The 13,813-nt window shown below is 36.4% G+C and carries 15 protein-coding genes; 7 read left to right on the forward strand and 8 right to left on the reverse strand.

The window, feature by feature from the left end:
• Window positions 1-51 precede the first annotated feature (51 nt).
• The 6 genes from MTZ49_RS11175 to MTZ49_RS11200 form a co-directional block, all read right to left on the reverse strand.
• Window positions 52-633 carry a BON domain-containing protein gene (locus MTZ49_RS11175; RefSeq protein WP_264745627.1) on the reverse strand — a complete coding sequence of 194 codons (582 nt, stop codon included), beginning with the start codon at window positions 631-633 and terminating at the stop codon, window positions 52-54.
• A complete protein-coding gene (locus tag MTZ49_RS11180; protein ID WP_264745628.1) occupies window positions 633-1,214 on the reverse strand; it encodes an SIS domain-containing protein in 582 nt (193 codons plus the stop codon). The genes MTZ49_RS11175 and MTZ49_RS11180 overlap by 1 nt, the downstream gene beginning before the upstream one ends.
• An 18-nt stretch (window positions 1,215-1,232) precedes the next feature.
• Window positions 1,233-1,598 carry a YraN family protein gene (locus MTZ49_RS11185; RefSeq protein WP_264745629.1) on the reverse strand — a complete coding sequence of 122 codons (366 nt, stop codon included), beginning with the start codon at window positions 1,596-1,598 and terminating at the stop codon, window positions 1,233-1,235.
• On the reverse strand, window positions 1,598-3,352 hold the full coding sequence (locus MTZ49_RS11190) for a penicillin-binding protein activator (protein WP_264745630.1): 1,755 nt from the start codon (window positions 3,350-3,352) through the stop codon (window positions 1,598-1,600). The genes MTZ49_RS11185 and MTZ49_RS11190 overlap by 1 nt, the downstream gene beginning before the upstream one ends.
• Before the next feature lie 107 nt (window positions 3,353-3,459).
• A complete protein-coding gene (gene rarD, locus MTZ49_RS11195; RefSeq protein ID WP_264745631.1) occupies window positions 3,460-4,374 on the reverse strand; it encodes an EamA family transporter RarD in 915 nt (304 codons plus the stop codon).
• Window positions 4,374-5,234, reverse strand: a complete 861-nt coding sequence (locus tag MTZ49_RS11200) for a carboxylate/amino acid/amine transporter (RefSeq protein WP_264745632.1) — start codon at window positions 5,232-5,234, stop codon at window positions 4,374-4,376. The genes rarD and MTZ49_RS11200 overlap by 1 nt, the downstream gene beginning before the upstream one ends.
• Window positions 5,235-5,346: 112 nt before the next feature.
• Between MTZ49_RS11200 and MTZ49_RS11205 the strand changes: the two genes are divergently transcribed.
• Window positions 5,347-5,955, forward strand: coding sequence for an HAD family hydrolase (locus MTZ49_RS11205; protein ID WP_264745633.1), 609 nt, complete (start codon window positions 5,347-5,349; stop codon window positions 5,953-5,955).
• Between the two features lie 9 nt (window positions 5,956-5,964).
• Window positions 5,965-6,336 carry a DnaJ family domain-containing protein gene (locus MTZ49_RS11210; protein WP_264745634.1) on the forward strand — a complete coding sequence of 124 codons (372 nt, stop codon included), beginning with the start codon at window positions 5,965-5,967 and terminating at the stop codon, window positions 6,334-6,336.
• Window positions 6,337-6,396: 60 nt separating this feature from the next.
• On the opposite strand, the gene rnt is transcribed toward MTZ49_RS11210, so the two are convergent.
• Both rnt and pyrC read right to left on the reverse strand, forming a co-directional pair.
• A complete protein-coding gene (gene rnt, locus MTZ49_RS11215; RefSeq protein ID WP_264745635.1) occupies window positions 6,397-7,065 on the reverse strand; it encodes a ribonuclease T in 669 nt (222 codons plus the stop codon).
• The gene (gene pyrC / locus MTZ49_RS11220; protein WP_264745636.1) at window positions 7,055-8,110 is read right to left on the reverse strand and encodes a dihydroorotase; all 1,056 of its coding nucleotides are present in this window, start codon (window positions 8,108-8,110) and stop codon (window positions 7,055-7,057) included. Before pyrC ends, rnt begins: the two co-directional genes overlap by 11 nt.
• Window positions 8,111-8,260: 150 nt before the next feature.
• Between pyrC and prmB the strand changes: the two genes are divergently transcribed.
• The 5 genes from prmB to rpoD all read left to right on the forward strand — a co-directional run bounded on the left by prmB (window position 8,261) and on the right by rpoD (window position 13,774).
• Window positions 8,261-9,175 carry a 50S ribosomal protein L3 N(5)-glutamine methyltransferase gene (gene prmB, locus MTZ49_RS11225; RefSeq protein WP_264745637.1) on the forward strand — a complete coding sequence of 305 codons (915 nt, stop codon included), beginning with the start codon at window positions 8,261-8,263 and terminating at the stop codon, window positions 9,173-9,175.
• A 26-nt stretch (window positions 9,176-9,201) separates the two neighbouring features.
• The gene (locus MTZ49_RS11230) at window positions 9,202-9,603 is read left to right on the forward strand and encodes a DUF4345 domain-containing protein (protein ID WP_264745638.1); all 402 of its coding nucleotides are present in this window, start codon (window positions 9,202-9,204) and stop codon (window positions 9,601-9,603) included.
• Window positions 9,604-9,720: 117 nt separating this feature from the next.
• The gene (gene rpsU / locus MTZ49_RS11235) at window positions 9,721-9,936 is read left to right on the forward strand and encodes a 30S ribosomal protein S21 (protein ID WP_109702367.1); all 216 of its coding nucleotides are present in this window, start codon (window positions 9,721-9,723) and stop codon (window positions 9,934-9,936) included.
• A 115-nt stretch (window positions 9,937-10,051) separates the two neighbouring features.
• Entirely contained in the window at window positions 10,052-11,842 is a 1,791-nt protein-coding gene (gene dnaG / locus MTZ49_RS11240) for a DNA primase (protein WP_264745639.1), read from the forward strand.
• A gap of 84 nt (window positions 11,843-11,926) precedes the next feature.
• Window positions 11,927-13,774 carry an RNA polymerase sigma factor RpoD gene (rpoD, locus tag MTZ49_RS11245; RefSeq protein WP_264745640.1) on the forward strand — a complete coding sequence of 616 codons (1,848 nt, stop codon included), beginning with the start codon at window positions 11,927-11,929 and terminating at the stop codon, window positions 13,772-13,774.
• The last annotated feature ends 39 nt before the right edge of the window (window positions 13,775-13,813 follow it).

Consider the following 13,813-nt stretch of genomic DNA (forward strand, 5'->3'; position numbering starts at 1 on the left):
GTAATGACAAAAATAAAAGGGGAATTAATTTTTCCCCTTTTATATATTTAGCTAATCGATATACTCAAAAACCATCACTACTCGTTGTACACCAGAAATATCTTTGGCTGCTTCGGCTGCTGCTTTGCCTTCTTTATGGGTAACGAGTCCTAATAGATAAACGATACCATTTTCAGTTACAACTTTAATACGGCTTGCTGGGATTTCAGCTTTAAATGTCATGGATGATTTAACTTTACTGGTTATCCATGAGTCGCTGCTACGGGCTAAGAAACCAGCTACAGGAGCTATTTGCAAGTCATCATGTACTTGCTTGATTCCTTGTACTCCTTGAGAAGCGGCTTTTACAGCAATAGGTTTTAAATTGGCATTGGGTACTTGCCCTGCGAGTAATACAATACCATTAAAACTAACTACAACAATACGTGAATCATCATCTAACTTAGGGTCGGCTTTAGCAACATTAACTGCTACTTTAGTTTCAATCAGTGAGTCATCAATTTTTGCGCCCCAAGTACGTGTACCCAAGTCATCTTGTACAGGCTTATTACGTGTTGTGCCAACTACTGTTGAGCAACCAGATATTATAAATGCTAACATTAGTAGAGTAAGTAGAGAGTATCTTTTGTTCATTAGTCGCTTCCAAATAATTGATAATCGATTAGGTTGCACAAACCATCAATAATCAGTAAGTGAGCCTCTTGGATTTGTACTATTTTATAGGTTGGTACACAAATCTCAATATCACTTGCTAATAGCGAGGCTTTAATTGCAGTACAGTCAGTTCCTGTTAAGGCAATAACTGTCATTTCTCTATCATGAGCTGCATGTATCGCTTCTATAATATTAGCCGAATTGTTGCTAGTTGCGATAGCCAATAATATATCTTTATTGTTACCTAATGCTCTAATTTGTTTAGAATATATTTCAGAAAAACCATAATCATTGGCAATAGCTGTAGTGATTGGATGATTAGTTAGTGAAATGGAAGGAAGGCTAGGGCGTTCTTGGATAAAATGATTGAGTAGTTTGGTGCTAAAGTATTGCGCACTAATAGCTGATTCGCCATTGCCACAGCTTAATACTTTTCCTTCATTTAGCAAGCTATTTACAATAGTAAAACTAGCTTGTTCAATTTCGCCACTAAGTACATTAGCCACTTGATTAAGTGTATTAATGCTTTCTTGAAAAAATGCTTGAATACGTTCTTGCATACTAAAAATCTTTTTATGCTAGGTTAAGGAAAAAGCATTAGTTAACCATGTAATAGAAGGGTTATCTAATTCCCCTGTCATGGCAATTACATCAAATCTACAAGGTTTAGCTGAAAAACTATTGTTTTGCTGTAAAAATAAGGTAGCCGTTTTTATTACTTTTTGGCGTTTACTTTGGGTGATAGTTTCAGCTGCCGCTCCCCATAGTGCTTGTTTACGATAGCGAACTTCTATAAATATAACAGTTTGTTTATCTGTCATAATAAGATCAATTTCACCATAGTTACATCGCCAATTTTTGGTTATAAGCGATAAATGCTGGCTTTGCAAATATTGCAAAGCCATTTCTTCAGCTGTTTTGCCAATGACTAAATGTTTGGCCATTATAAGGCATTTTGAGGTGCAGGTTGAATTAAACCTTTATTAAACGTTGCCCATGGTAGTTTGCGTGTAACACGTTGATTATTATCAATAGTTAACTCACCAGAGAGCCCTTCAACACGGCTATTAGGTAATGCTTTCAATTCTGAAATACGAGGAGTTAAACGCCATGTATCAACACCAAGTGCATAAAGTCTGGCAAAACTAGTTTTAGCTTGTGGCCATTGGGTAATAATGTTTTGTTGAACAGGATCAGTGCTTGATAATAACCAAGGAGTTTCGGTGAATAATACACCATTTAGATCACTGTCTTGGCTTGCATCAGGTGTACCTGTGTAGATATGTGAAGTGGCATAAACAGGCAATTTATCACCATCATGATAAACTAATAGCGCTCGGATTTGGCGTGCAATGGAGGGCTCTGCCACCATAAATAACATGTTGTCATCTTCACTGGTACTCTTAATGCCATTACCAGGTAACTTGCCAATAAGGGATACCATTTGACCATCTAAATCTACAGGACGATCTATATATTGAATACCATCTATTACACCACCCAATTGTTCCCATTGAGTACGGAAAGCAGATAATACTTTTTTACCCCATTCCCCTTGAGGAACTATTGCAACAGCATGCCTACGTCCATCACTAAAGGCACGAATGGCCGCTTCTCTGGCTTCATCTTCTGGTAATAAACCAAATTGGAATAGTTGAGGAGGGTGGCTATTACCATCTGTATAATTTAAAGCTAATGTCGTAATAGGTAATGTAGGTTTTTTGCTGAGTTCATTAACAAAGTTTTTCTCAATAGGCCCTATAACTAACTGCATGCCATCTTTTTTTGCTTGTTCATAAAAAGCATCCATAGATTTAAAGTCACTACTTTCATAAGCTTTAATAGTGATCTTATCTTTATTATCTGCTTGGTAGTATGCAGCGATAAAACCATTATAAATAGCTTGTGCGTATTTTTGTTTTTGAGGCAGTAAAATAGCTACTTTTGTGTAGGTTTCTGTGGTTAAGCTTTGGATAGTCATTAATTCAGCAGGAGGGTTTTTAGCAGCAGGGTGATTAGGGTTAGCTGCCATCCATTGATTAATATTTTCTTTTTGTTCTGCTAAAGTCGAAGCACTTTTCACTGCTTTAGCCAGTTGTAACCAACCACCGGTTTCACCACCATCGGCCGCAGACTCTAATGCCTCTAAAGGTATAGACATAGCTAAGCGCCAAATATTATCTTGGTTGTCTTGTGCAGTTTGTCCTGATAAGAAGGAGGAAATATAAGAGCGTTCACGTAAAGCTTGTAAGGGTTTACCATCCGTTTCAAAGGCAGTAGCTTTTAATAAGCGCACACGCACTTGTAAATAAGTTTCTTGTTCGTCTAAACGATAGAAAGTATTACTTGTTAACAGATTAAGTGCTGTTGCAGTATCTTTTTTATTTAAAGCAATATTAGCTTTCAGCATATCAGCAATCATTTGCTGGGTTTTATTAAGATTAGGTTGTAAGTTCCCTAAAGTAGCTTGGGCTTTTTCTAGGTTATTCGCTTTTATATATTTATCAGCAGCAATTAATCGGTATTGATTAGCTATTTCTGCATTAGATTGTTGGTTAGCTTGGCCAATTAAGTACTCAGGAGTATCTTGATTATTGGTAAAAGATGGCATACTTTGGCTAGTAAGTGGTAAAAGATCACATGCCGTTAAAAAAAGTAAAGTAAAGAGTACTACTAAAAAACGCGAATAAGCTTTCATAACAATATTTTATTTCCCATCAATTGTTAAATATAGTTGCTGATTTTACCTAATATCCTATTTTGTGCAATGAACGATATCAGCAGTAGAGTTAAATTAATTAATAATTAAGTATACTGGCGTGTTATTGCAACTTTAGCCATTTGTTTTCTTAATATAAATAAACTATCTATAATAACAAATAAAATGGCTAACCAAATAGGAATATATGTCCATAAATCAGTTTGGGTAAGAGGTTCTCTTAAAATAATTATTGCAAAAGCGAATAATAGAGCAGGCTCAACATAACTGAGTATTCCAAATAGCGTTACAGGCAATAAACGACTAGAGGCTAATAAAGTGGCTAATGCGATGGCCGTTAATAAACCAAGTCCAGGCGCTAGTAACCATAATACAGGCCTAGCTTGTAAAGTACTAAATGGATTTGTGTAAATAATAGTTACGATAGCCAAAGGTAAAATAATGCCCATTTCTAGTAAGTAGCCTGGAATGGGATGGATTTGTAACCAACGTCTTAAAATAATATACAATGGATAAGTGGTAGCGATAATAGCTGTTACCCAAGACAGTGAGTGTGCCACCCATAATTGATGTGCTACGCCAATAACCGCTAAAATAATGGCTATTAGTTGCAAAGGACGCATGGTTTCTTTATAAATAAACCGACCACAAATCACTAATACTAATGGTGCTAAAAAATAGCCTAATGATACATCAAGCATAATATTAGCAATTGGCCCCCAAACAAAAAAACCTTGATGGGTTGTGCTCATAACAGCACAGAGGACTAACACTAGAATTAACCTAGGATTACTAGTTAATCGCTTAACTGTTGCTTGAAACACGGCAGTTTGTTTAGTAATGACTAATAATAAAAGTAAAGCAAAAAAAGTCCAAAAAATACGTAGTGCGAGGATTTGTGTTGCAGTTAATGGTAATAGCCATAAAAAATAAGCAGGTAAGCAGGCGAATAAAACAGAGGCAAGTATTGAAAGCGCCATGCCTTTTTTGGAAAGTTCCATTATAAAGTCCTATTTCTACCTAACTTATTAATCCATAGAGAACTTGCAATAATAATTCCGCCAAGGATTAATCGCAAAAGGTCGGCATTATGATTCCAAATAACAATATTAACAATTAAACCTGCTGGAATAAGAGCATTATTCATTATGCCTAATGTACCTGCATCAACTTGGCAAGCGCCTTTATTCCACCAATACATGCCTAATGCAGAGGCGGCAAATCCTAACCAAGCCAAAATACTCCACTGCTCTAGGGTTATTTGAGGAATGGTAGCGGCATTACCTAATAATAAAAAGGCAGGGAAGGCGACAAAAAAACCACCAATATAAAAATAGCCCCAACGTTTATATTGAGGCACTGTGGAAGGATAATGGTTAATCAAAAATTTATAATAAACTTGGCCTGCTGCAAAGGTAAAATTAGCTATCTGCAATAATAAAAAACCAACGAGGAAATTTGGGCTTATGGCATCATAACGAATAATCCCAGCACCGAATACAGCAATTAAAGCAGCTAATAATGCCCAAGGTTGAAAGCGGCGATTTAATAAGTCATCAATTAATGTAATATGCAGTGGTGTTAAAATAGTAAATAGTAATACTTCTGGCACAGTGAGCATGGAAAAGCTTAAGTATAAACAGACGTAAGTAATGCCAAACTGTAAAGCACCGCAGATCATTACGCCTTTAATAAACGGTTTTGCTATACCACGCCATTGAGTGATAGGTAAAAATACTAAAGCAGCTAAGGAGATACGAGTTACTACAGCAAAGTAACTATCGACACTGCCTGCTAAATACTCACCGATTAGACTAAAAGAGAAAGCCCATAGGATAGTGACAATAATAAGGTAAAACATAAGGTTATAACAAATCGATTATTTATTAAAAGGGTGATGATACAATGAGCGACAGATTATAAGTGATAATAGACAAGCTATCACCAATAAAGTTGTTAAAAGAGAAATACTTATGGTAACTAAACAGAAAAAACCTAAAGTGATCAAATATTGGGTATTTGATATGGATGGCACATTAACCCAAGCTGTTCATGATTTTCCTGCAATTCGCAAAGTGTTAGGTATTCCCCCAGAAGCTGATATTCTTGCTCATCTAGCGATGTTGCCTGAGCAAGAAAGAGTAGAAAAAAATGCTTGGTTAATTGAGCACGAAAAAGAGTTAGCGCAAAATGCTAAGCCTGCTTTGGGCTCTATAGAATTAGTTAAGTTTTTGAAAGAGCAAGACTATCAACTGGCTATTTTAACCAGAAATGATCAACAACTTGCTTATATAACACTACAAGCAATAGGATTAGATAAGTATTTTACTAAAGAACTTATACTAGGACGTGATGAAGCACAACCAAAACCATCACCTGATGGACTATTGAAGTTAGCAGATATTTGGCAAGTGGCACCTGAAAGTATGTTAATTATAGGCGATTTTCTGCATGATCTGGCCAGTGGTAAAAATGCAGGTAGTCATACTATTTTAGTAAACTATCCTAACAATGCATGGCCTGAATTGGTTGATTGGTATTATCCGAATTGCCAGCATTTATTAATGGATTTACAACAGTAATAAAGCACTATGTCTATTATTGATGATTGGGCAGAAAAGCATATTCTGCAAGCCATTGAAAAAGGTGAGTTAGATAATTTACCAGGACAGGGCAAGCCTTTGGAAATTGATGATGATAGCCATGTGCCACCGCACCTGAAAGCAGCTTATCGTATATTAAAAAATTCAGGTTTCTTACCGCCAGAACTAGAAGATCGCAAACGTGCTTTAGAGCTAGTAGATTTATTGGAAACAGTGGAAGAAGATTCAGAAGCGTTTACTTTAAAAACTAAAGAGTTAGAAAAGCTTGAATTAAAAATGAAATTAGCAGGTATTAATACGAGTTTCTTGCAGAGTAAATATAAAATCACTATTGCAAAGGTGCTAAAAGCAATAAAATAAGTGAGATTTTATAATCCTCTATTGTTTTTACACTAGAGGATATGTTTTTTAGTAAAGAAATTAATAATTTTGCCAGCCGCCTATTTCTTTCCATAAATTGACAATATTACAGAATAACTCTGCTGTTTTTTCTGTATCATAGCGGGCTGAATGGGCTTCTTTTTGATTAAAATCAATACCAGAAGCCTCACATGCTTTAGCTAGTACAGTTTGGCCATAGGCTAAGCCTGCTAGGGTGGCTGTATCAAAGCTGGAGAATGGATGAAAAGGATTGCGTTTTATATCTGTACGAGTAACCGCTGCATTTAAGAAGCCTAGATCAAAACTACTGTTATGGCCTACTAGGATTGCACGTTTACAATCGTTGGCTTTTAATGATTTACGGATACCTCGAAAAATTTCAGTCAAAGCAAATTCTTCAGTTACGGTAATACGAAGAGGGTGGTCGAGTTTAATACCGGTAAACTCTAAAGCACTGGCTTCAATATTGGCCCCTGCAAAAGGTTCGATACGATAGAAATAACTATGTTCTGGATAGAGAAGGCCATTGTTATCCATACTGATGGTAGTTGCTGCTATTTCGAGTAGCGCATCTGTTGCAGCATTAAAACCACCTGTTTCTACATCAACTACAACCGGCAAATAGCCACGAAAGCGTTGTGCCATAGGGTGTTTTTGCCCTGTTTGTTTAGTTTCCTCGAAATGGTTATCCATATACTCATTTGCCATTGTTGTTCTCATTCAAATATTGCCAGTGTATGGCCTCTCCTGCACGTAGTGGGGTTAGTTGGTTATCACCAAAGGGTAATGAGTTTGGTGCAGTCCATTTTTTGCGTATTAAAGTTATTGTATCTTTATTAATAGGTAAGTTGTAAAAATTAGCTCCAAAACAACTGGTAAAGTTTTCTAACTTGTCTAGGGCGTCTGCTTGATCAAAAGCTTCTGTATAAAGCTCAATAGCTGCAAATGCTGTATAACAACCTGCACAACCACAGGTTGCTTCTTTAGTTTGAGTAGAGTGAGGGGCAGAGTCTGTTCCTAAAAAGAATTTTGGATTACCACTGGTTGCTGCTGCTATAAGTGCTTGTTGATGTATATTTCGTTTTAGAATGGGTAAGCAATAATAATGAGGTCGAATACCACCTACTAACATATGATTACGATTATAAAGTAAATGATGTGCTGTAATAGTTGCTGCTACATTATTGGATGTTTGTTTTACAAATTCAACGGCATCTTGAGTAGTAATATGCTCTAGTACTATTTTTAGGTTAGGAAATTGTTTAACTAATTTAGTTAGATGTTCATCTATAAAATATTTTTCACGATCAAATATATCTATTTCGGGACGTGTTATTTCACCATGTAATAATAAGGGAAGTCCTTGTTCAGCCATACATTCTAATATGGGATAGATACCTTCTAATGAGGTTACACCTGAATCGGAATTAGTGGTGGCGCCAGCTGGATATAGCTTTGCCGCATAGACAATACCACTAGCTTTAGCTGTTTTTATATCTTCTATAGTAGTGTTATCTGTTAAATAGAGGGTCATTAATGGTTTAAAGTGTTTGCCATTAGGGATGGCTGCAAGAATCCGTTGTTGGTAATCTGTAGCTTGTTGAGTATTTTTTACGGGAGGGACTAAGTTTGGCATTACAATAGCGCGTGCAAATTGGTTAGCTGCATCTTTTACTGTTTGTTGTAATGCAGCACCATCTCGTAGATGAATATGCCAATCATCAGGACGAATGATGGTTATTTGGTCTTGCATAAATTAATCCTAATAACAATACTGGTGGAATATGTTACCGTAAAAAAGCTGATAAGGCATATTAAAAGCTATTTTTTTATTAAAAATAGTGTTAGCGAATGGTTTAGTCTATTATATTATTCATTGCTTATTATTTAAAGGTTGTATTAAATGCTACCTAAAATATCGAATTTGTTAACAATACGAGATTATATCCGTTGGTCTGTTACACAGTTTCACCAACATGATTTATTTTTTGGGCATGGTACTGATAATGCGTGGGATGATGCTCGACAATTGGTTTTAGGTTATTTAAGTCTACCGTTTGATTTGCCTGATAGTTATTTGGACTGTCGTTTAGAGCAAGAAGAACAAGAAGAGTTAAGAAGTTTAATTAGTGAGCGGATTGAAAAAAGAATTCCTACTGCTTATTTGTTAGGTGAGGCATGGTTTTGCGGTCGACCGTTTTATGTAGATGAAAGAGTGTTGATACCAAGATCCCCTATAGGCGAATTAATCTTAAATCAATTTAAGCCATATCTAACATCTACTCCAAAACGTATTTTAGATTTATGCTGTGGTTCAGGATGTATAGGTATTGCTTGTGCGCAGCAATTTATCAAAGCTGAAGTAGTATTGGCAGATTTATCATTTGAAGCATTAGAGGTAGCTAATTTAAATATTGAGCGCTATCACTTAGATAATAGGGTATATACCGTACAAGGTGATTGTTTTGATAGCTTGCCTAATCAACGTTTTGATTTGATTGTATGTAATCCTCCCTATGTTGATGCAGAAGATATGGCAGATATTCCTCCAGAATTTCAGCATGAGCCAGAATTAGGTTTAGCGGCTGGTGAGGACGGTTTAGATATTGTTAAAGTAATATTGGCAGAAGCTGCCAATCATCTTACAGAGCAAGGTGTTTTGATTGTAGAAGTTGGTAATAGTGAAATACATGTTAAAAAGCTATATCCTGAAATAGATTTTATGTGGTTTGAGTTTGCTCAAGGAGGGCATGGAGTGTTTTTATTAACAGCACAGCAATGTGCAGCTTATCAATCAGCTTTTGAAGAATTGATATAGCCTTTGATTTAATAATAGAGTTGTAAATGATTGTAATAAAAGACAAAGCGGTTCAGTTTTTTTTGGTTATATCAGGCATTATTTTTATAGTAACAGGTTTAATGGTGGGGTTACCCACAGAAGAACATTTAAGCAGGTTATTCAATGCTTCTGTCAATGTAAATGAATTACATATTTTTCGAACTATTATGGGCGTATATTTAGCGCTCGGATCATTATTTATATATGGTTGCTTTTCAAAATCACATATACATATTTTATTAAATGTTGAGCTAGTAATTGTAACTGGATTAATTGCAGGAAGATCTTTTAGTTTATTGGTAGATGGATATCATCATTGGTCATCGGTAGTTATGCTGCTTGTAGATATTGTATTGTTTAGTTTCTGTATTTTTTTCCTTTTTAAAACATTGCCAAAAAATATATAGAAAAACTTGCTTAGCCAAGCAAAAAATAGTAGTATTGCGACTTTAATTTAACTGGGTACTTATTATAAGTACTATTTATCAACGAATTATTAACTGTTTATTAAAGGTAAGACCTGAATGCCTGCTGTTAAAGTCAAAGAAAATGAACCTTTCGATGTAGCATTACGTCGTTTCAAGCGCGCTTGTGAGAAAGCTGGTGTATTGGCTGATGTCCGTAGTCGTGAATTTTATGAAAAACCTACGGCTGAACGTAAGCGTAAAAAGGCAGCAGCTGTTAAGCGTCATGCAAAGAAAGTTTCGCGTGAGCAACGTCCAGCAAAACACAATTATTAATTGATATTAAGAATTTAAGCTTTATAAGCTTGAATTTTATTAATAATTCTTAAAAACTCCATCCTAGCTATTAGGATGGAGTTTTTATTTTTCAGATTTGTTAAAATAGTACATTATGGCTGGCTTAATACCACAATCTTTTATTGATGACTTATTGAATCGCGCAGATATTGTTGACGTGGTAGGGAGTCGTATTCAACTAAAAAAGAGTGGTAAAAACTACTCAGCTTGTTGTCCTTTTCACCATGAAAAAACACCTTCCTTTACTGTAAGCCCTGATAAGCAATTTTATTATTGTTTTGGTTGTGGTGCTTCTGGTAGTGCACTGGGTTTTATCATGGAATATGATCACTTAGATTTTCCTCAAGCAGTAGAAGTATTAGCTAAGCAGATGGGGCTGGATATTCCTTATGAGGAAAGTTCATTAAGCAAAGGTCAACGACAATCTGTTGATTCACCATTATATTCTTTATTATCAAAAGCTACCGAGTTTTATCAGCAAGCACTAAGAACACACCCAGCCAAACAAATAGCTGTAGATTATTTTAAACAACGAGGCTTAACTGGAGTTATTGCTCGTGATTTTGGGTTAGGTTTTGCGCCGCCAGGGTGGAATAATCTTATTAAGTCTTTAGACGCTGATGATGCACAACAGAAATTACTAATAGATGCAGGCTTAGTAGTAGAAAATGCTGACAATGGTCGTCGCTATGATCGTTTTCGTGATAGGGTAATGTTCCCTATTCGAGATACTAAAGGTAGGGTGATTGCTTTCGGCGGCAGGGTTTTAGGAGATGATAAACCTAAATACCTTAACTCCCCAGAAACACCTATTTTCCACAAAAGTGAAGTGCTTTATGGATTATATGAAGTCAGAAAAAATAATCGCCATTTAGACGAGATTATAGTATTAGAAGGCTATATGGATGTCATTGCTATGGCTCAGTTTGGTTTTACCAATGGCGTAGCTACTCTGGGTACGGCTACATCAGAGGAGCATGTAAAGCGATTATTTCGTATTGTTAACAACATATTATTTTGCTTTGATGGTGATACGGCAGGGCGTAAAGCTGCTTGGCGAGCCTTAGAGTCTGCCTTGCCTCATTTGCAAGATGGTCGAAAGATCAGATTTTTATTTTTACCTGATGGGGAAGACCCTGATAGTTTAATTCGGGCAGAGGGCGAGGATGCTTTTCGGGCGCGTATCAGTCAGCAAGCACAATCCTTGACGGATTATTTCTTTACTCATTTAATGGAGGATGCTGCACCTAATAGCTTGGAGGGAAAGGCTCACCTTGCCTCTGTGGTAACACCATTATTGAGTAAAATGCCCAATAGTGGCTTAAAAACACTTATGTACCAGAAGCTAGAAGATTTAACAGGGTTAGATCAAAGTCATTTATTAGCTATTAAGCCCATTTCAAAACAACCTGTAAAAAATCCTTATAATGTTAGTGCTGTACCTGAAATAGCCATTAATAAAGGTACTAAGAAGATTAAATTAGCACCTGCAATGCTTGCATTACGCCACTTATTACAACGACCAATCTTAATAACTAAATTAGATAATATTATTGATCTTAAAGAGGTTGAGGGTAGTTATGGTAAGCTATTGTTAAAAACAATTGCCTTATTAGCTAAAGAGCCTCATTTAAATAACTTCCAATTGATGGGTAAGTTAGCTAGTTATGATAAAGAGGGGCTATTAGCTAATTTATTAAATGAAGAACCATTAGTTAACAATGAAGAAAACCTTGAAAAAGAGTTTATAGACACCATATTAATGCTAATTAAGCAACAAAGTGAAACCCAGTTAGATAGGTTGCTTAAAAAAGGCAGTGCTTTAACAGATGAAGAAAAGAGCCAATTAACAGAATTACTTGCTAATAAAGCTAAGACGAAGTGATTAGTATTGGTTTAGTAGGCTATTTTCTGCTATACTGTTCAGCTAATTTTCTTTTTGCTATAGATCTACCTTGGATAGAGTCCTATGTCTGAAAACCAGCAATCCCGTTTAAAAGAATTGATTAGTCGTGGCCGTGAACAAGGCTATTTGACTTATGCGGATGTTAATGATCATTTGCCTGAGGATATTTCAGATCCAGAGCAGGTCGAAGATATCATTAGAATGATTAATGATATGGGGATTAACGTTTACGAAGTAGCCCCTGATGAAGATTCTTTACTACTATCAGATGCCAATACTGATGAAGTAGCAGCTGAAGAAGCTGCTGCTGTATTAGCGGCTGTTGAAAGTGATATTGGTCGTACTACAGACCCTGTGCGCATGTATATGCGAGAAATGGGGACGGTTGATCTGTTAACCCGTGAGGGTGAAATTGAAATCGCGAAGCGTATTGAAGAAGGTATTCGCGATGTAATGAGTGCTATTGTGCATTTTCCAGGTCCTGTAGAACATGTTCTAGCTGAATATGAACGTATTACTACAGAGAATGGTCGTTTATCTGATCTGCTCATTGGTTATATTGATGCGGAAAATGGTGACTTATCTGCTGAAGAAATCCCATTAGAAATTAAAGAAAAAGAAGTCGCTGCCAAAGATGATGATTTAGACGATGATGAAGATGAAGAAGCATCAGATTCAGACGATGGTGATGGCGAAAGTGGACCAGATCCAGAAGAGGCGCGGATTCGTTTTACAGCGGTAGCAGAGCAATTTGCAGCTGTACAAAAATTAATGAAAAAGAGCTCTCGTAAATCAGCCAAAGTACAAGAGCAATTACAGACGTTAGCTGATATCTTAATGCCTATTAAACTAGTACCTAAACAATATGATATTGTGATTGGTATGGTGCGTCAGGCATTAAGTGAAGTGCGTAAACGTGAACGTTTAATTATGCAAGCCTGTGTACGTAATGCCAAAATGCCACGTACTGACTTTTTACGCCATTTCCCTAGTAATGAAACCAATGTTAGTTGGGCTGCTAAAATTGCTAGTGGTAAAAGTAAATATGCTGAAGCAATGGCTGAGCAGGTAGAAAATATTCAAGCTTTACAACAAGAGCTATTGGATATTGAAGAAAACTTAGGCCTAAAAATCTCTGAAGTTAAAGATATTAACCGTCGTGTTTCTATTGGCGAAGCTAAAACACGTCGTGCTAAGAAAGAGATGGTGGAAGCAAACTTACGTTTAGTTATTTCTATTGCTAAGAAATATACTAATCGAGGCTTACAATTCTTAGACCTTATTCAAGAAGGTAATATCGGCCTAATGAAAGCGGTAGATAAGTTCGAATATCGTCGTGGTTATAAGTTCTCAACCTATGCTACTTGGTGGATTCGTCAAGCGATTACTCGCTCGATTGCAGACCAAGCTAGAACCATTCGTATTCCTGTGCATATGATTGAAACGATTAACAAACTAAATCGTATTTCACGTCAAATGCTACAAGAAATGGGACGTGAGCCAACACCTGAAGAGTTAGGTGAGCGCATGGATATGCCTGAGGATAAAATCCGTAAGGTACTAAAAATTGCCAAAGAACCTATCTCAATGGAAACACCCATTGGCGATGATGAAGATTCACATCTTGGCGACTTTATTGAAGACGCAACAATGCAATTACCTGTTGATGTGGCAACTTCTGAAAGTTTAAAAGAAGCGACTCGAGAAGTATTGTCAGGCTTAACTGCTCGTGAAGCAAAAGTACTAAGAATGCGCTTTGGTATTGATATGAATACTGACCACACATTAGAAGAGGTTGGTAGACAGTTCGATGTAACCCGTGAGCGGATACGTCAAATTGAAGCTAAGGCTTTAAGAAAACTACGTCATCCAACACGCAGTGAGCATCTGCGTTCGTTCTTAGACGAATAATTTTCTTAAAAATAGGTTGGCGAATTTACTTTCTATCTG

The sequence above is a fragment of the Entomomonas sp. E2T0 genome (assembly GCF_025985425.1).
In the GTDB taxonomy this organism is placed as follows: Bacteria; Pseudomonadota; Gammaproteobacteria; order Pseudomonadales; family Pseudomonadaceae; genus Entomomonas.